The organism is Aeromonas sp. R4-1 (assembly GCF_040908325.1).
GTDB lineage: Bacteria > Pseudomonadota > Gammaproteobacteria > Enterobacterales > Aeromonadaceae > Aeromonas > Aeromonas veronii.
This window is the reverse complement of record NZ_JBFODM010000038.1, coordinates 31821-50592: the sequence shown is the minus strand read 5'-3', so window position 1 is coordinate 50592 and position 18772 is coordinate 31821. Positions and strand designations below refer to the sequence as shown.

Annotated in this window: 14 protein-coding genes; 8 read left to right on the top strand and 6 right to left on the bottom strand. The window is 62.4% G+C overall.

The features are described from left to right. Nucleotides 1-19: 19 nt before the first annotated feature. The gene (locus AB5Y90_RS05785) at nucleotides 20-1111 is read right to left on the bottom strand and encodes a hypothetical protein (protein ID WP_368166647.1); all 1092 of its coding nucleotides are present in this window, start codon (nucleotides 1109-1111) and stop codon (nucleotides 20-22) included. Nucleotides 1112-1278: 167 nt separating this feature from the next. On the opposite strand from AB5Y90_RS05785, the gene AB5Y90_RS05780 reads away from it, so the two are divergent. From AB5Y90_RS05780 to dtd, 5 genes are all read left to right on the top strand, one after another. Further along, nucleotides 1279-2712 (top strand): DUF2867 domain-containing protein, encoded by a 1434-nt coding sequence (locus tag AB5Y90_RS05780; RefSeq protein ID WP_368166646.1) that lies wholly within the window; start codon nucleotides 1279-1281, stop codon nucleotides 2710-2712. 169 nt (nucleotides 2713-2881) lie between these two features. Then, nucleotides 2882-4108 (top strand): aromatic amino acid transporter, encoded by a 1227-nt coding sequence (locus AB5Y90_RS05775; protein WP_236767749.1) that lies wholly within the window; start codon nucleotides 2882-2884, stop codon nucleotides 4106-4108. Between the two features lie 254 nt (nucleotides 4109-4362). Beyond that, entirely contained in the window at nucleotides 4363-5604 is a 1242-nt protein-coding gene (locus AB5Y90_RS05770; RefSeq protein ID WP_266134967.1) for a malic enzyme-like NAD(P)-binding protein, read from the top strand. A gap of 176 nt (nucleotides 5605-5780) precedes the next feature. Further along, a complete protein-coding gene (locus AB5Y90_RS05765) occupies nucleotides 5781-6653 on the top strand; it encodes a virulence factor BrkB family protein (protein ID WP_005340664.1) in 873 nt (290 codons plus the stop codon). Between the two features lie 86 nt (nucleotides 6654-6739). Continuing rightward, entirely contained in the window at nucleotides 6740-7177 is a 438-nt protein-coding gene (gene dtd / locus AB5Y90_RS05760; protein ID WP_368166645.1) for a D-aminoacyl-tRNA deacylase, read from the top strand. On the opposite strand, the gene AB5Y90_RS05755 is transcribed toward dtd, so the two are convergent. Then, nucleotides 7166-7846, bottom strand: coding sequence for a spermidine synthase (locus AB5Y90_RS05755; RefSeq protein ID WP_266134983.1), 681 nt, complete (start codon nucleotides 7844-7846; stop codon nucleotides 7166-7168). The two genes, dtd and AB5Y90_RS05755, sit on opposite strands and share 12 nt — an antisense overlap. Nucleotides 7847-7897: 51 nt before the next feature. Here AB5Y90_RS05755 and AB5Y90_RS05750 point away from each other — a divergent pair, with 51 nt between their 5' ends. Beyond that, nucleotides 7898-8806, top strand: a complete 909-nt coding sequence (locus AB5Y90_RS05750) for a bifunctional GNAT family N-acetyltransferase/hotdog fold thioesterase (RefSeq protein WP_115544223.1) — start codon at nucleotides 7898-7900, stop codon at nucleotides 8804-8806. Between the two features lie 54 nt (nucleotides 8807-8860). Here the strand turns inward: AB5Y90_RS05750 and AB5Y90_RS05745 are convergent, their stop codons facing one another. From AB5Y90_RS05745 to gntU, 4 genes are all read right to left on the bottom strand, one after another. Further along, nucleotides 8861-10978 carry an AsmA family protein gene (locus AB5Y90_RS05745; protein ID WP_266134968.1) on the bottom strand — a complete coding sequence of 706 codons (2118 nt, stop codon included), beginning with the start codon at nucleotides 10976-10978 and terminating at the stop codon, nucleotides 8861-8863. Between the two features lie 143 nt (nucleotides 10979-11121). After that, entirely contained in the window at nucleotides 11122-13191 is a 2070-nt protein-coding gene (recG, locus tag AB5Y90_RS05740) for an ATP-dependent DNA helicase RecG (protein WP_368166644.1), read from the bottom strand. Between the two features lie 190 nt (nucleotides 13192-13381). Beyond that, nucleotides 13382-14731, bottom strand: a complete 1350-nt coding sequence (gene pssA / locus AB5Y90_RS05735; RefSeq protein ID WP_307896000.1) for a CDP-diacylglycerol--serine O-phosphatidyltransferase — start codon at nucleotides 14729-14731, stop codon at nucleotides 13382-13384. Nucleotides 14732-14881: 150 nt separating this feature from the next. Further along, nucleotides 14882-16222: a gluconate transporter gene (gene gntU / locus AB5Y90_RS05730; protein WP_005355418.1), complete on the bottom strand. Its 1341-nt coding sequence runs from the start codon at nucleotides 16220-16222 to the stop codon at nucleotides 14882-14884. Between the two features lie 245 nt (nucleotides 16223-16467). On the opposite strand from gntU, the gene AB5Y90_RS05725 reads away from it, so the two are divergent. Continuing rightward, nucleotides 16468-16977: a gluconokinase gene (locus tag AB5Y90_RS05725; protein ID WP_005340649.1), complete on the top strand. Its 510-nt coding sequence runs from the start codon at nucleotides 16468-16470 to the stop codon at nucleotides 16975-16977. Next, nucleotides 16974-18770, top strand: a complete 1797-nt coding sequence (gene edd, locus AB5Y90_RS05720; RefSeq protein WP_111900466.1) for a phosphogluconate dehydratase — start codon at nucleotides 16974-16976, stop codon at nucleotides 18768-18770. Before AB5Y90_RS05725 ends, edd begins: the two co-directional genes overlap by 4 nt. Nucleotides 18771-18772: the final 2 nt, after the last annotated feature.

The following is an 18772-nucleotide window of genomic DNA, read 5'->3' as shown; positions in this document are numbered from 1 at the left end:
GCTGATTCCGTTTAAAGGCTCAGACCCGCAGATCGATCTGCTGCACCCAGCCTCCTTTACCCTGTTCGGTGAGATAGAGGCCGGATTGGCGCAGCACCCCCTGATTGCCGTTCTCCCCCAGATGGTTAAAGGGGGTGTCGAGGGGGCGCAGCAGGATGGCGCCGATCCCCAGTTCGACCAGAGCTATAGGTGCGTGCTCCGGATGCCAGAACTGCAGCGCTGAAAACTGGCTATCCCCCTCATCCAGCACCCCGTTGCCATCCTCATCCAGGGTGGCCAACTCGCCGAAGCCATTGCCGGAGCGGGCCCCGAACAGCTCGCCGCCATCGTCTATGGCGCCGTTGCCGTTGCGATCCAGCGCCACAAAGCCGCTCCCTTCCCGCAGACCCGGCAGGCTATCCTCTTTGCCATCCTGATCAATATCGAAAGTGACCCGTGCCTCGGTCAGATCGGCAATCTTGCCATCCAGACTGAGCACTAGCGGATCTTTGAGGGCATTGAGGGTGGTGCGCCGCTGGCTCACCTCCAGCTGGCGCCAGTCGAGCACAAAGCCGAGATCGAGCTGAATAGTCTGACCATCCCGAGTCGCTATGCTGGCCGATGCCACCACGTTGAGCTGCTCCTGTTGCAACAGGCTGTCAGTCACCTCCACCAGTTGATCCGGCTCGGCGGCTTGAGCCGCGGCGTCTCCTTGGGTCACCCCTTCGCCCCCCTCTTCGGTGGGCTTGATCGGCTTGGGCAGCTCGATTTCGTGGCCCAGCATCGCCTCGATCATCAGCTTGATCAGCCGCTGGCGGTTATCCAGTCCATCGTCGGGAATACCATCCTGCTCTTTGCCGACGTCCGCTGCGGGCGGGGCGGGAGGTGTTGTCGCTTGCTTGCTGGCGGCGGATTGCCTCGAGGTTTGCAGCATCAGGGCGCTGGTGAGGGTCAGGGTGCTACTGCGTTCGCCGGCCACTGCCGCGTTGTTGCCTTCCGGTGGATTGACGGCGGGTGGCACTGGCCCGAGGTTGCGCACCTTGCGGCTCTGGGCCTGCTGTTGCCGGTATTGCACCTCCCCCTGGAGGTCGTAGTGATCGATGCGCATACGTTCGCCCTCGGCGTTATACATCTGGTCAGTTATCGACCGGTTAGTGAGCAGGGCTTAACACCAAATCAGACTAATCAGGGAGGTGGTTAGTACTAGGTTGCAAGGTGGTGGCGTGGCAGGATGATGGGCATGCGGGTGCTAGCCCGTTTGCCCAAGCGCAGGGCGCAACATGTGAAGAGGAAGAGAGGATGAGAAATTGTCTGGTGATGGGAGCGGCAGGCTATATCGGTTCCTATCTGGTGCCCCACCTGCAAACGCTGGGCTACAGGGTGATTGCCGGGGCGCGCCGTCCCTGCCGCTTGCCTGAGGGAGTCGAGTTTCGCCTCGCCGACAGCCTCAAACCCATCACACTGCTGCCTGCGCTGGCGGGCATCGATACCGTCTTCTATCTGGTGCATGCCATGGGGGCGGGGGCCGATTTTCACCGGCTGGAGCAGCAGGGGGTGAAGAACTTTGCTGCCGCTGCCCGTGCCGCCGGGGTGCGCCGCATCATCTATCTCGGGGCAATCCAGCCCGAGCAGTGCAACAGCCGCCATCTCAACTCCCGCCGCCACTGTGGCGAGCTGTTTCGCGAATCCGGTGTGCCGACGGTGGAGCTGCGCGCCGGCATCATCATCGGGCCCGGTTCGGCGGCGTTCGAGGTGATGCGGGATCTGGTATTCAACCTGCCGCTGATGGTGACGCCCAAATGGGTGCGCTCGCGCACGCCGCCGATTGCGCTGTCCAACCTGTTGCACTATCTGGGCGGGCTGGTAGAGGCAGACGAGGTGGATGGCCGCATCTTCAATGCGGTCGGCCCCGAGCTGCTCAGCTATCAGCAGCAGTTGCAGAAGTTCGCCTCCCATATCGGCAAGCGCTGCCCCATCATTCCCATCCCGTTTCTGAGCCCGCGCCTCTCTGCCTGGTGGCTGCAGTTCGTCACTTCTGTGCCGCAGCCGGTGGCCAAGGCGCTGGTGGGCGGTCTCAAGCACGACATCCCGGCCGATGATGGCCCGCTGCGAGCCCTGCTGCCACAGACCCTGCTCAGCTTCGATGAGGCGCTGGCGGAGAGTCTGGCGCTGGAGCAGAAGCTGGGGGCCGAACAGCAGGGGCAGGAGACGCCCCTCGGCCTGCGCTGGCGCCATCCCGAATATGGCTTCTACGACCGTACCGCCAGCGGCGAGGCCATCTGTCTCGCCTCCCCCGAGGTGGTGTGGCAGGTGTTGCAGAAGCTGGGGGGAGAGCAGCGTTACTTCTACATGAACGAGCTGTGGGTGGTGCGCGAATGGATGGATCATCTGATCGGCGGCCCGGCCCGCACCCGTGGCCGCACCAATCCGGATCGTTTCGTGAAGGGGGATATGCTCGACTCCTGGCAGATCCTCGGGGTGGATGAGGGGCGCAGGCTCGATCTCTTGTTCAACATGAAGGCCCCGGGCGTCGGGCGGCTGGAGTTCAACATCCTGCCGGAGGAGTCCGGGTTGACCCGCATCCGGGTCACCGCTCACTGGCACCCGCAGGGCGCCTGGGGGCTGGCCTACTGGCTCGCCATGCTGCCGTTCCACCTCTTTATCTTTCAGGGGATGACAGAAGCCATCGCCCGTCAGGCCGAAGCGAGGGCAGGTATCCCGGTGATGGATTAACCCCTCTTCACACCATTCCCGCTTATAGAGTGCCCCGTTCGGGGCATTTTTTATGCGGCGGCCATGCCCGGTTATGGCAGATAGTGGTAGGCGTCTTATGGCAAAGGCTGGCATCATGCCGCGGTCTTGTTTACCGCGGATAGATAATCAGTCAGAAAAAGAAGGGATTATGAAGAAAAAACCGTCAATTTTGGGGGGCGCCTGCATCATTGCCAGCGTCTGCGTGGGAGCCGGCATGCTCGGTCTGCCGAGTTCGGGGGCGGGGGCCTGGACCCTCTGGTCGGTGCTGGCGCTGACTGTCACCATGGTGATGATGACTCTCTCCGGCTGGATGCTGCTGGAATCCTTCCAGCACCACGACATGCGGGTCTCCTTCAATACCGTGACTCGCGAGCTGCTGGGGGAGAAGCTCAATCTCCTCAACAACCTCTCGGTCTACTTTGTTGGCGGCATTCTGCTCTACGCCTATATCACCTCCTCCGGTGCCATCCTGCAGGGGATACTGGGGATCGACAGCAAGCTTGCATCCGTGCTGTTCGTGGCGCTCTTCTCTGCGGTGGTGTGGCACTCGACTCGCGCCGTTGACCGTATTTCGGTGGTACTGATCGCCTTCATGATCCTCAGTTTCGCCCTCGGTGTGGCCGGTCTGCTCGGCAGTATCAAGCTGCCGACCCTGCTCGATCTGGCGGGCAGCGAGAGTCGCTACGCTCCCTATGCCATGGCGATGCTACCGGTGGCGCTCACCTCGTTTGGTTATCACCACTCGGTGGCCTCTCTGCGTGCCTACTACCAGAACGAGCAGCAGGCCAGATGGGCCATTCTGGGGGGAACCCTGATCGCGCTGGCGCTCTACGTGCTCTGGTTGCTGGGGATCTTCGGCAACCTGCCCCGTCAGGATTTTGCCCCCGTGATTGCCAAGGGGGGCGATGTGAGCGTGCTGCTCTCCGCCCTCTCCGGGGTCATTGAATCGGAGAAGGTGGCCAGCGCCATCAACGGCTTCTCCATGGCGGCCATCCTCTCCTCCTTTATCGGAGTGGGGCTCGGGGTGTTCGACTATCTGGCTGATCTGTTCAAGTTCGACAACAGCCGCGCCGGTCGCTGCAAGACCTGGGCGGTCACCTTCCTGCCGCCGCTGGTGCTCTCCCTGCTCTTCCCGTTCGGCTTCCTGCTGGCCATCGGCTATGCCGGTGCCGCCGCCACCATCTGGACCTGCATCATCCCGGCATTGCTGGTGCTGCGCACTCGGGCGCGGGCCGAGCGGGGCGAGGTGATTCCCCACTTCGTCACCCCCGGCGGCAAGCTGATGGCCTGGCTGCTGATCCTGTTCGGATTGGCGACCGCGCTGTTCCACTTCCTGTCGATGGCAAATCTGTTGCCGGTCTATCTGGGCAACTGAGTCAGGTCTACAGCACTGACAGAAAGGGCGGCAAGGCCAACTTGCCGCCCTTTTTGCTCCATTTTCACTCCATGCGGCAGAATCTATAACTAAAGTGGTAGGTGTGGGTGGGGTAAGGTGCTGAAATAACTGGTCTGATCTGGCTGATGGCAGCATGATCTGCTGGGCATGCCCGCCGCTTTCTTTTATGATCCCCGCCCTTCTGCGTGCCCCCTGTCGGCACCTCATTTGCACCAACCACATCGGGGTCCCCCATGTCCGATCTGCGTCAAGAAGCTCTCGATTACCACGCCCAGCCCGTACCGGGCAAAATTGCCATCGCCCTGACCAAGCCTGCCGAAACCGCCCGTGATCTGGCGCTGGCTTACAGCCCGGGTGTTGCCGAGCCGGTGCGCGAGATCGCTGCCAACCCGGCCGATGCCTACCGTTATACCGGCAAGGGCAATCTGGTGGCCGTCATCTCCAACGGCACCGCCATTCTGGGTCTGGGCAATCTGGGGCCGCTCGCCTCCAAGCCGGTGATGGAGGGCAAGGCCCTGCTGTTCAAGCGCTTCGCCGGTATCGACGCCATCGACATCGAGGTGAAGCACGAGACCAGCCAGCAGTTCATCGACACGGTGGCGGCTATCGCTGATACCTTCGGCGGCATCAATCTGGAAGATATCAAGGCACCTGAGTGCTTCGAGATTGAAGAGGCGCTGATCGCGCGCTGCGATATTCCGGTGTTCCATGATGACCAGCACGGTACCGCCATCGTCACCGCCGCCGGGCTGCTCAACGCGCTGGAAGTGCAGGGCAAGCAGATCAGCGACAGCCGCATCGTCTGCATGGGGGCGGGGGCTGCCGCCACCGCCTGTATGGATCTGCTGATCAAGTGTGGTGCCAGGGCGCACAACATCTTCATGCTGGATCGTCAGGGGGTGATTCACACCGGCCGCAGCGATCTCAACAAGTACAAGCAGCGTTTCGCCAACGAGACCCCGCTGCGCACCCTGATGGATGTCATCGAAGGGGCGGATGTGTTTGTCGGTGTTTCCGGCCCCGATGTGTTGCCCGCCGAAGCGGTCGCACTGATGGCACCCAATCCGGTGATCTTCGCCTGCTCCAACCCGGATCCGGAGATCAAGCCTGCGCTGGCCCACGCGGTGCGCAGCGACCTTATCATGGGTACCGGCCGCTCCGACTACCCGAACCAGATCAACAACGTGCTCTGCTTCCCCTTCATCTTCCGCGGCGCCCTCGACGCCCGTGCCAGCCGCATCAACGATGCCATGAAGATCGCTGCGGTCGAGGCGATCCGCGCGCTGGTCAAGGAGCCGGTGCCAGCCGAGGTGCTGACCGCCGCCGGGGTGAGCGAGCTCGCCTTCGGCAAGGATTACGTCATTCCCAAGCCGATGGATGCCCGTCTGCTGCCGCGGGTTGCCCGCGCCGTGGCGCTGGCGGCGGTGGCCTCCGGCGTTGCCCGCATCGAGCTGCCCGCGGACTACATGCTGTAATCCGGCGTTGCAAACGGCCCCATAGCGGGGCCGTTTTGATTTCTGCTTCTGGCGACAGCCAGAGACGCCAGTCGGGTGACAGGTTGGGGCAGATGGAGGCAAATCGGGTTCAAAGGTGGTCAAACAGCGCTCTCCTCTGACACAATATTGCAACTATGACGCTAACGAGAATCAAGATGCAGCAGCCTGTCAGTGGCCGTTTGGCCCACGCCCTCTCCTTCTTGCGCCATGATGGTCGCCACTTTGCCCAGTTTGTCTGGGGCCGTTTCCAGCAGGACAGATTGACGGTTACCGCCGGTTATCTGGCCTATGTCACCCTGCTTTCACTGGTGCCGATGATCGCCGTGGTCTTTGGCATGATGTCAGCCTTCCCGGTGTTCCAGAGCCTCAAGCAGGCGATGGAGCAGTTCGTCTACCACAACTTTGTGCCGACAGCGGGCGACATGCTCAAGGAGTACATCGACGGCTTCGTCGCCAATGCCACCAACACCACAGCGGTGGGGATTGGGGCGCTGGTGGTGGTGGCGCTGATGCTGATCTCCGCCATCGACAAGAACCTCAACTACATCTGGCGTTCGACCCAGGGCCGCCCGCTGGCGCAGGCCTTTGCCATGTACTGGATGATCCTGACCCTGGGGCCTGTGCTTATCGGGGCCAGTATCGCCATCTCTTCCTACATCTTCTCGCTGCGGCTGTTTGGCGCCGAGAGCCTGTTTGGTATCGGTTATCTGCTGTTGCGCGGCTTGCCGTTCCTCTTCTCGGTGCTCACCTTCCTGCTGGTCTATACCGTGGTGCCGAACTGCAAGGTGCGGCTGATCCACGCCTTTATCGGTGCGCTGGTAGCGGCGACCCTGTTCGAGCTGGCCAAGCGCGGTTTTGCCATCTACATCACCAACTTCCCCTCCTATCAGGCCATCTACGGCGCGCTGGCCACCATCCCAATCCTGTTTGTCTGGGTCTATCTCAGCTGGCTGGTGGTGCTGCTGGGGGCTGAAACCACGGCCTGCCTCGGTGAATATGAGAAACCGGCGAGCGAAGAGCTTGGCTAAGCCATCGCCTTGCCCACCGGTTTATTGGTAGCATCGACGACCGCCCCTGCGAGGGGGCGGTCGTTCTGTTTTCAAAGGAGAGGGATGTGATTGCATTGATTCAGCGGGTCAGCGAGGCCAGCGTGACCGTCGAGGGCGAAGTGACAGGCGCCATCGGTCAGGGGCTGCTGGTGTTGCTTGGGGTGGAGCAGGGGGATGATGAGGCCAAGGCCAACAAGCTGCTGCACAAGGTGAGCGGATATCGGGTGTTCAGTGACGAGAACGGCAAGATGAACCTCAATGTCGGTCAGGTCGGCGGCAGCCTGCTGGTGGTCTCCCAGTTTACCCTGGCGGCCGACACCAAGAGCGGGATGCGCCCCAGCTTCTCCTGCGGTGCCCACCCGAGCGAGGCCGAACGCCTCTATGACTACTTCGTGGCGAAGGCTGCTGCCAGCGGCATCCCGACCGCAACCGGCCGTTTTGCCGCCGACATGAAGGTGGCGCTGGTCAACGACGGCCCGGTTACCTTCTGGTTACAGGTCTGAGGATGCTTGATCCCGTGGTATGACGTGGACAATCACGTTGATGAAACCTGCGACCGGATAGGGGGTAGCCGGGCCAATCCACTGTTCTATCAGTGTCAGGGCGTGGGTTAGCTCCAGTTCGGTGCGCGGCAACAGGTTGATGACCAGAGTGCCGCAGAGGCGGGGAGCCAGCGCCCGGTAGAGCCGCTCCTGAAAAAGCAGCAGCGGGTTGCCATCCTGACTGAAGAGATCGAGCAGGATGAGGTCGTACTGCTGCTCGCTCTGCTCCAGAAAGGCGAGGGCATCGGCCTGATGGAGTGCCGGAGCGGCGTGTTCATCGCTCTCCTGATGCTGGAAAAACTGCTGATAAACGGTCAGCACCTCTTCGTCGAGGTCAACGCACTCGTGGCGAGCATCGGGCCAGCGCTGACCCAGATGGCGGGTGAGATCGCCGCCACCCAGCCCCAGTTCTAGGATCTGCCCGGCCTGTTCTGGCAGCAGGCAGGCGATGACCCGCTGATGGGGTAGACAGAGGGCGGCGGGGTTGGCGAGCGACATGGCGGATTGCACCACGCCATCTATCTCCAGCCAGCGGTGCTGGTCATTTTCCTGCACGGTGAGGCGGCGCTGGGGTTTGACGCTGAGGTGCAACAAGTGATCGGCTTGGTACGCTTGCAGATTGAAGTCCATGAATTTGCACGGCAAGATGGTTTCCGACCAGTGTAACTCAAGGATGAAACTATGTACCGGGTAGTCACCCCTCAGACAGTCGCCGAGCTGGATGCCTACTACCAGTTGCGCTGGGAGCTACTGCGTAAGCCCTTCAATCTTCCCGTCGGTTCCGAGCGGGACGAATACGACACCGTCGCCATTCACCGGCTGATGCTGGCACCCGATGGCACTCCCATTGCGGTGGGCCGCCTCTTTATCGGTGGTGACGAGGCGCAGATCCGCTTTATGGCGCTGCGTCCCGAATACCGCGGCCAGGGGCTGGGTGCCCAAATGGTGGAAGATCTCGAGCAGTTGGCCCGCAGCGAGAAGGTGAAACGGCTGGTGATGAACGCCCGTCAGGAGGCGGTGGAGTTCTATCGCAAGTGCGGCTTTCTCGAAGTGGGGGGCGGTCCCGTCTCCTTTGGCCGGATTCCCCATCGCCAGATGATCAAATCCCTGAGCCCGTTGCAGACTATCCAGTATCGGCCGGAGTGGTGTCAGGATCTCACCACCCGTTGGTCGCGCGGGGTGCCCATCAGCGAGAAGATGGGGATGCACATCAGCCACTACGACGGCCAGACTTTCCACCTCAAGGCCAATCTGGCGGCCAACTTCAACGTGCATGGCAGCATGTTCGCCGGCAGTGTCTACAGCCAGTGCGTGCTGGCGGGCTGGGGGCTGATCTGGCTGCAGCTTAAAGAGGAGGGGCTGGTGGGCGAGCCGGTGCTGGCCGAGAGCACCATCAAATATCATGGCCCTGTTGATGAGGAGCCGGAGGCGCGAGTGGCCCGCGAGGGTATGCCCGCCGTGCTGCAGCCGCTCAAACGGGGGGAGCCTGCCACCTTCAGCCTCAAGATCCAGCTGTTCAGCGGCAGCAAGCTGGCGGCGGAGTTCTGCGGTCACTACGTGGTGCAGCCGCCCCGCCGTCCGGGCCAGTAACCGCGTCGTTTCCCCATCAAACAACAAGGCCTCATCATGAGGCCTTGTCTGTTTTTACCCTTGCTGGCTGTCGCTTGTCTGCCCGGCTTGGGTCTGCACTTGGGCCTGGTTTTGGGCTTTCGTTGCGGGAGCCGGTCGCCAGAGCGGGGCGCTGTTGCCTTGCGGCGGATAGCGTACTCCCACTTCCCAGCCGCAGGCGTCCTGCTTTTGCGGGAAGTTCCAGGCCAGCGTGGGTTCCGTCAGCGGCCCGCGCCACTGGCCGAGCAGCTCGGCGCAGCGGTTGCTATTGAGGATCCCCAGATCCAGCTGCCACTGCTCGTTGACCAGGTCGATCCCCCCTTGCAGCGCCAGCAGATGAGTGATGGTGGAGGCGCCAGCCTGCTCGATCTGCAGTTGCCCCTTGTCGATCTTGCCCTGCAGCTTGATGCGGTAGAAGGGGGTGTCACCCTCCTGCATCGCCTGCCACAGCTGATCCGGCGTCAGGGTGGGCGGGGTCGTCCCTTTGAACCACTCATCCAGCAGCGGATCTATCTTCACCTTGTCCCAGAACGGCTCGTCGGCATCGAGGGCAAAGCTGCCTTGCAGGGTCTGGCGCCACTCGCCCGCCGTTTTGCCGTGTTCGGCTTGCAGGTCGGCGCTCACGTCCGCCTTGCCAGCGAACGAGACAGGGGAGTGGAATATCTTGCCCCATTGCTGCAGATCCAGCTTGGTCGCCTGCAGTTGGAGGCGGCTGCTCTGGCCCGGTTCGCGGCCCCACTGGCCACTCAGGCTGAGAGTGCCCTCATCCGGCAGCGAGCTGGTGAGTTTGCCCAGTTGCCAGGAGCTGGGGGTCAGCTCCCCATCCAGCTCGCCGTTGCGGGCGCTGAGGCCATCCCACACCAGCTCGAACCACTTGCTCTCGATACGGGCGCGGCCGAGCAGCGGGCCGGGTTGGTTATCGCGCAGGGCGAGATCACTCAGATAGAGCTGCCAGCCGGTCAGCGACAGGGGCAGGGTATCGTCGAAGGAGAGCACCTTGAGCTTGTCGAACGCCAGCTTGCGGATATCGACCTGCTGCGGGCGCCAGCTCTGCCAATCCTGCCACCACCCTTGCGGCAGGCTGATATCCATGCCGCTTAGCGCCACGTCTTTCAGGGTCAGCTTCTGCTGCAGGGTATCGAGGGAGAGCTCGACATTGAACTCCCCTTCATAGGCCTTGCCCTGCAGTTCGCCGTCGATCTGCTGGGGCGAGAAGGCGAGCTTGCCCTTGATCTCCTCCAGCTGGAACAGGCCACGGCCCATGTCGCCCAGGGTGCCGCTCAGATAGCCGGTGGGCTGGTTGCCCGCCTGCCAGTTGAAGGCGGTGAGCTGGCCGCTGAAGTTGTTGAAGGAGAGCTCCTGATTGATGTCGTTGAGGCTGACGCCGTCCAGCTGACCGCGATCCAGCGACACGCTTTGCAACGGGAAGCGCAGTGGGAAGCCTTGCTGTGTCAGATCCCCCAGCTCCACCCGCATGCCGCGCGCCTTGAGATCGTGCAGTTGCAGGGTGCGGGCTGGCCAGTCCAGCACCATGCCGGTCTCCAGCAGACCGTCGAACATGTTGGTCACCAGCTTGTCGGTGCGCAGCATTTCTCCTTCCAGCCGTCCTTGCAGGTTGAGACGGGCGAAGGTGAACTGCGGGGTCTCCAGCTGGCCGATATTGAGGCTCAGGTTGGCCTGTGGTTGCCGTTTCGGGTCGATCAGCTCCCAGTCGCTCAGGGTGGCATTGAGGCCGCGCAGGGTCAGCTCGGGGCTCTCCAGACTGAGGCGATCGATAGTGCTGTCACTGATGGTGAGGGAGTGCACCGGCAGGTTCGGCAGCTGGTTGGGCAGCGGCAGCTTGATGGCGGGACGAATGAGATCGAGATGGGCGATGCGCACGTCGCGGCTCAGCCAGTCGATGCTCTCGATCTCCAGATAGATCTTGTCGAGTGAGACTGCATCGCCGTAGCGTACCTGCTCTGCCAGCAGGGTGTAAGGGTGCAGCGGGTTGAACACCAGTCGCCCTATGGTGACCGGCACGCCGGTCTGCTGGCTGATCCAGCTGGCGATGGGGCCTTTGGCGCGCTCGGCGTCGAACAGGCCGAGGGCAACCCAGACAAACAGCAGCAGGAAGGCGAAGGTGTAGAGCAGGCCGCGTAGCCAGGAATTCATGGTTGCTTTCCTCCTGTTTTGGGATCTGTTGTCAGGCGTTTGAGTAGTGGTCTCGCAGACCGAGCCAGCGCCGTATCAAGGGTTCGACATGACTCGGATGCCTATCCATAAGGACATGTGCCCATCTTCTGCATTTACTTCGATCAGGCATTGGAATAGTGATCCCGTAAGCCGAGCCAACGGCGAATCAAGGGTTCGACATGGCTTGGGTGCCTATCCATGAGGAAGCGCGCCATTTTTTGCACCTGTGGAATAAGCGGCTGATCCCGCACCAGATCGGCGATCTTGAGATCGGCCAGACCGGTCTGGCGGGTGCCGAGCAGTTCCCCCGGGCCGCGCAGTTCCAGATCGCGCTGGGCGATGAGGAAGCCGTCGTTGGTCTCCCGCAGCACCCCGAGCCGGCTCTGGGCCGTCTTGGACAAGGGGGCATGATAGAGCAGCACGCAGTGAGAGGCCACCGCCCCCCGGCCAACCCGGCCGCGCAGCTGGTGCAACTGCGCCAGCCCGAGACGTTCTGGGTTCTCGATGATCATCAGGCTGGCGTTGGGCACATCCACCCCCACCTCGATGACGGTGGTGGCGACCAGCAGTTGCAGTATGCCTGCCTTGAACTCCTCCATCACCCGCTGTTTCTCCACCGGCCGCATCCGGCCGTGCACCAGCCCGATATGCAGACCGGGCAACAGGTTCTGCAGCTCGGCGGCGGTATCCTCGGCAGCCTGGCACTCCAGCACCTCCGACTCCTCGATCAGGGTGCATACCCAGTAGGCCTGCTTGCCCTCGGTGCAAGCGAGCTTGACCCGCTCGATCACATCGCCGCGTCGGCTGTCGGGCAGCGCTACCGTGGTGATGGGGGTGCGGCCCGGCGGCAGCTCGTCGATGACCGAGGTGTCGAGGTCGGCATATGCGGTCATTGCCAGAGTGCGGGGGATGGGGGTGGCGGTCATGATGAGTTGATGAGGATGTACCCCTTCCCGCTCCCCTTTCTCGCGCAGGGCGAGGCGCTGATGCACCCCGAATCTGTGCTGTTCATCGATGATGACCAGCGCCAGACGCTGGAACACCACCTGCTCCTGAAAGATGGCATGGGTGCCCACCACCATCTTGACGCTGCCATCTTTGATCGCGGCCAGCGCCTCCTCCCGCGCCTTGCCTTTCTGCTTGCCCGCCAGCCAGCCGACTCCGATGTCGAGCGGCTCCAGCCACTTGGCAAAGTTGATGGCGTGCTGTTCCGCCAGCAGCTCGGTCGGCGCCATCAAGCCCACCTGACAGCCGTTGCCGATGGCCTGCAGGGCGGCCATCGCCGCGACCAGGGTCTTGCCGGAGCCCACATCCCCCTGCACCAGCCGCATCATGGGGTGGCTCTGTTGCAGATCCTTGCTTATCTCCGCTACTACCCTACTCTGGGCGCCGGTGGGTTTGAACGGCAGAGCGCCGAGCAGCTGTTCAACCAGCTCGGGCGCCGGTTTGAGGGCGTGGGCCAGCTGGGTTTGTGCCTGAGCACGCACCTTGAGTACCGAGAGGTTGTGAGCCAGCAGCTCCTCCAGCACCAGTCGCTGCTGGGCCGGATGCTGGCCGCTTTCCAGTAGCGGCAGCGCCACCGAGGGAGGCGGGCGGTGCAGCAATTTCAGGGCGGCGGCCAGCTCAATCTGATGGGGATAGAGGCCAGCGGGCAGCAACTCCTCGACGCCGTAGAGGTCGAGCTGGGCCAGCGCCTGATCGGTGAGGTTGCGCAGGGTGAGCTGGCGCAGCCCTTCGGTGGTCGGGTAGACGGGGGTGAGCGCCTCTTCGGTCTGGCCTGCCTGCTCCTCGCCGAGCAGCTTGTACTCGGGGTGAGCCATCTCCAGCCCGTATTTGCCGGGGCGCACCTCGCCAAAACAGCGGATCAGGCGGCCCGCCGCCAGACTGTTTTTCTGGGCGGCGGTGAAGTTGAAGAAGCGCAGGGTGAGGGTGCCGGTACCGTCGCTGATGCGACAGACCATCATGCGGCGGCGCCCCATCACCAGCTGAGTGTCCTGGATTTCGCCCTCGACGGCGCCGTGCAGGCCGGGCGGCAGATCGCCGATGGGCCACACCTGGGTGCGGTCCTCGTAGCGCAGGGGGAGGTGGAACAGCAGATCCTGTACCGTGGCCAGCCCCAGCCGCTCGAGCTTCTCCAGCATCTTGCTGCCGACACCCTTGAGGCTATCGAGAGGAATTTTATCCAATTTCATCAATTAGATGCCCGAAAACACTGTAAATATGTCCAGATGATAGGGGTTGTTGAGGGGCCGATGCAAGCCGAGTTGCTGCTGGCAGGGCCGCCAAGGCGGGGGAAACGGCCGATATAACAAAGGCCTGCCGAAAACGGGAGGCCTTTGTGTGGTTGCCAACAGGCAAGGTGCGGGCGCATGGCGCCCAAGGTCAGATGATGCGTTTGAGCAGCAAATGGGCCTTGACCCGGTGGATCCGTCCCAGCAGCTTGCGCACCTGTTCCGGGTAGTCCTGGATCTGCTCAACCTGATCGAAGTGGCTGATCCGCTTGGTGTTGGTCAGGATGTTCTCCCGCTCCGCGTTGAACTGGGGGCGCAGCAGGTGGCGACGATCGTGTACCAGCAGGCCGTTCTCCAGATCCAGCGCCCAGGCGCGGGGGTTGAGGTTGTTGCCTGTTAGCAGGGCCCACTCGTCATCCACGAAGATCCCCTTGAGATGGTAGGAGTTGCGCTCGCAACACCAGAGCATCAGGTTGAGGCGGCCGTCGTCGATGTGGCGCTGGTTGCGCTCGGCAAACTTGCGCAGGTTGGTCTCGTAGAGATAGGGCAGGCCACCGATGGTGGAGAACTTCTCTTCCGGCGGAATGAAGAAGTCGTTGGCGGTCTTGTCGCCCACTACGATGGTCACCTTGCAACCGCGCTGCAGCAGATCCTCGATATCCTTGCTCAACTCCTTGGGGGGGTTGAAGTAAGGGGTGCAGATGAAGATCTCCCGCTCGGTGGCGCGCACCAGATTGCGGATCATCAGGTTGAGCTGATTGTTGCGCTTGCCCAGACCCACCATGGGGGTGACGGCCACCTCCTGGGTGTTGACCGGCATGGTGCTGAAGCGGTACTGGCTCTGGCGCAGGCTCTGCTTGAAGCGGCGGATTGGCCCCTTCAGCTGTTTGGCGCTGGGGATGTCGCTGTGATCCAGTCGCTGCACCGCGTCGCTCTTCACGAACAGGTCGTCCACATAGTTGACCATGCTGCGGGCCAGCTCCGGGCTGGTGATCTGGTGATAGCGATCGAAGCGGTATCGATCCTGCTGATGCAGGTAGATGTCGTTGAGGCTGGCACCGGAGTAGAGCACCACATCATCGAAGATGAAGCCCTTGAGGTGGAGCACGCCGAGCAGCTCGCGCCCTTTGACCGGCACGCCGTAGATTTCGAACTGGTGCTCGTGTTCGGCAGCCATGGCCTGATACATCAGGTGGTTGCCGCCCTGCTTGCCTTTGCCGATCAGGCCGCGCTGGGCACGGTGGAAGTCGACGAACAGCTTGATGTCGAGGGCCGGATTGCGCTGCTTGGCGGCGTAGAGGGCGGCGAGGATCTCCCGGCCAGCTTCGTCATCCTGCAGATAGAGCGCGACCAGATAGATGCGCCGGGTGGCACTGGCGATAAGCGCAAGAATGCGGCGTTTGAAATCCTGGGCGCTGTAGAGCACTTCAAACTGATCCGCTGCGACGGCGATCTGGGGCAGGCGCGCCAGCAGTTGTCGATAATGGGCCGATGAATGCATAGATAAACCTGAAATCACGGGGTTAAGCGTTCCACTCGGAGCGATGAATAGGCGATTCTAGCAATCTCGCCCTCTCAGCCAAAGAAAGAATCATCAGAAAGATGAAAAAGGCCTCACGAGTGAGGCCTTTTTGTCAGCATTTTGCCCTTGTCAGAGGAAGCTGTAGATGATCATCGCCATCACGCCGCCAGTGGTGCCGATGATGGTCTCCATCACGGTCCAGGTCTGCAGGGTCTGCTTCTCGGTCAGGCCGAGGTAGCGGTTCGCCAGCCAGAAACCGGAGTCATTGACGTGAGAGAGCACGATGGCACCGCCGCCGATGGCGATGGTGACGGCAGCCAGCTGGGCACCGTTCAGGCCGAGCGGCTCCAGCATCGGCAGCACCAGACCGCAGGCGGTCAGCATGGCGACGGTGGCAGAGCCCTGAATCACCCGTACCGCAGCGGCCAGAATGAAGGCCAGCGCGACGATGGGCAGACCGGAGTCGGCCAGCATGTTGCCCAGAGCGGCACCCACACCGGAATCAACCAGTACCTGTTTGAACACGCCACCGGCACCGGTAACCAGAATGATGACGCCGGCCGGCTGGATGGCGCTGTTGCAGACGCTCATCACCTCGTCACGGGACATGCCGCGGCGAATACCCAGCAGGTAGAAGGCGGCCAGACAGGCGACCATGATGGCGGTGAAGGGGTGACCGATGAACTCCAGCCAGTTGTGCAGGGTAGAGCCCGCCTCGACGAAGCGGCCGACGATGGTCTTGAGGCCGATCAGCAGCAGCGGCAGGCCGATGAGACCCATGGCCAACCCGAAGGAGGGCAGGGATTTGCTGTCATCGTGAACGCTGTTCTGGGCATCGGCAGGCAGCGGTACATCGACGATCTTGCTGATGAAGTCACCGAACAGCGGGCCAGCCAGGATCAGCGCCGGTACGGCGGCGATCAGGCCGAACAGGATCATGTAACCGAAGTCGGCACCCAGCTGGGATGCCACCAGGATCGGGCCCGGCGCCGGAATAAGGAACGCCTGACAGGTGGCGATACCCGCCAGCAGGGCGATACCGATCTTCACTACGCTGCCGCCGCCACGACGGACGATGGCGAAGGCGACGCCGATCAGCAGCACCACGGCCACGTCAAAGAAGAGCGGCAGGGCGCAGACAAAGCCGGTCAGGGCCATGGCCCAGTTGGCGCGCTTGACGCCAAACTTGCCGAGCAGAGTGTGGGCTACCCGGTCGAGAGCACCGGTCACTTCCATCACCTTGCCGAACATGGCGCCCAGCGCCACCACTACCGCGACGAAACCGAGGGTGCCACCCATCCCTTTCTGGATGGTGTTGGCGATGTCGGCCGGGTTCATGCCAGCGGCGAGACCCGCCACCATGGAGACCAGGATCAGGGCTACCACGGCGTGGAGCCGGGCCTTCATCACCAGGAAGAGCAGCAGCACAATCGAGCCGGCGGCTGTCATGATCAGGGAGAGGTCAGACATTGTTATGCGTTCCTTTTTCCAAGTTCAGTCGTGACACCTTGCCGATCCGTCGGCAAACCATATCTTTATGATTTATTTAGATTTATGGCAAGGGCTCAACATCATATGCCCAGGTGACTATGGGTTTGCTCAGTCTGTGGCAGACTTCACATTTTTAATCGTTACCGGTAACATGTTACCGGTAACGTGTTAGATTAGAACCCATCAACAGCTGGTTTTTTGAAAAGTGGGACAGAGGTCAAATTATGGCGGGTAAGTGCATTATCGTGATGGGTGTGTGTGGTAGCGGCAAATCCAGCGTGGGTCTGAAAGTGGCCGAAGCGCTGGGCGCCAAGTTCATCGATGGTGATGACCTGCACCCCAAGGCCAACATCCAGAAGATGGCTGGCGGCAACCCCCTCAACGATGAGGATCGTGCCCCCTGGCTGGAGCGGATCCGCGATGCCGCCTACAGTCTCGAGCAGAAGAACGAGACCGGCATCATTGTCTGTTCCGCCCTCAAAAAGAAGTACCGCGACCAGATCCGCGAAGGCAACGAGTCGGTCAGCTTCATCTTCCTCGATGGCAGCCAGCCGCTGATCCTCGAGCGGATGCGTGCCCGCAAAGGCCATTTCATGCGTGAAAGCATGGTACAAAGTCAGTTCGATACGCTGGAGCGCCCGGATGGCGAAGCTGGTGTATTCCACATCGATATCGACGGCACCTTCGAACAGGTGGTTGACCGCGCCGTCACAGCATTGGAGCAAGCCCAATGATTCATCAGGTAATTTCCGACGTCACCGCCCGCATCCGCGAGCGCAGTGTCGCCCGTCGTCAGGCATTTCTGGCCCGCATCCAGCGTCAGGCAGAGCAGGGCAAGACCCGCGCCGCGCTGGCCTGCGGCAACCTGGCCCACGCCGTGGCCGCCTGCAGCAGTGACGAGAAGGGCCGTATTCTCGATATGACTCGCGCCAACGTCGGCATCGTCACCGCCTACAACGATATGTTGAGCGCACACCAGCCCTATCAGGGCTATCCGGATCAGATCAAGGCAGTGCTGGCCGAGCTGGGCCACAGTGCCCAGGTCGCCGGCGGCGTGCCCGCCATGTGCGATGGCGTGACCCAGGGGCAGCCGGGGATGGATATGTCCCTCTTCTCCCGCGACCTGATCGCCCAAGCGACCGCGCTGTCGCTCTCTCACAATACCTTCGACGCCACCCTGCTGCTCGGCATCTGCGACAAGATCGCTCCGGGCCAGATCATGGGGGCCCTCTCCCACGCTCACCTGCCGACTGCATTTGTGCCTGCCGGCCCGATGGCGAGCGGCATCAGCAACGATGAGAAGGTGAAGGTGCGTCAGAAGTACGCCGCCGGTGAAGTGGGTCGCGATGCCCTGCTGGAGATGGAGTGCGGTGCCTACCATGCGGCAGGCACCTGTACCTTCTACGGCACCGCCAACACCAACCAGCTGGTATTCGAGGCCATGGGCCTGATGCTGCCGGGCTCCGCCTTTGTGCATCCCCATAGCGAGCTGCGCCGCGCCCTGACCGCCGAAGCGGCCCGCCGTATCAGCGCCATGATCCCGGGTTCCCCGGCCTATCGCCCGCTGAGCGAGGTGCTGGATGAGCGCTCGCTGGTCAACGGTCTGGTGGCCCTGCTCGCCTCCGGCGGCAGTACCAACCACAGCATCCACATGGTGGCGCTGGCCCGCGCGGCCGGTCTGGTACTGACCTGGGATGACATCAGCGATCTCTCCGACGTGGTGCCGCTGCTGGTTCGCATGTACCCGAACGGCCCGGCCGACGTCAACGCCTTCGAACAGGCAGGCGGCGTGCCCGGCCTGATGCGCCGTCTGGCGCAAGAGGGGCTGATCCATATGGATGCCACCCCGGTCTTTGGCGAGATGCAGGATTACCTCAGCCGTCCGGCTCTGGTGGATGGCCAGCTGGTATGGCAGCCGGTCGGCGAGAGCGGCGATGCGAGCGTGTTGTCGCCTTCCGGCAGTGTATTCCAGGCCACCGGCGGTACCAAGTTGCTGGCGGGCAATCTGGGCCGCGCCGTGGTCAAGGTCTCCGCCGTGGCTCCCGAGTATCGGGTGATTGAAGCCCCGGCGCGGGTTTTCTCCTCCCAGCATGCGGTGGAAGCGGCCTACAAGGCGGGCGATCTCAATCAGGATGCCGTGATCGTGGTGCGCCACAATGGTCCGGCCGCCAACGGCATGCCGGAGCTGCACAAGCTGATGCCGGTGCTCGGCAACCTGCAGAAGGCTGGTTACAAGGTGGCGCTGGTCACCGATGGCCGCCTCTCCGGTGCCTCCGGCAAGATCCCGGCCGCCATCCATGTCACTCCGGAAGCGCTGCACGGCGGGGCCATCGGCCTGCTTGCCGATGGCGACCTGCTGCGGGTTGATGCGGTAAACGGCAGCCTCGACTGCCTGACCGATTTGAGTGGCCGTACCCAGGCCGAGATTGACCTCACTCCGGAACAAGAGGGGTGGGGCCGTGAACTGTTCAGCGTGATGCGTCGCGCGGTATCGAGCGCCGAGTGCGGCGCTACCATCTTTGACTAAGG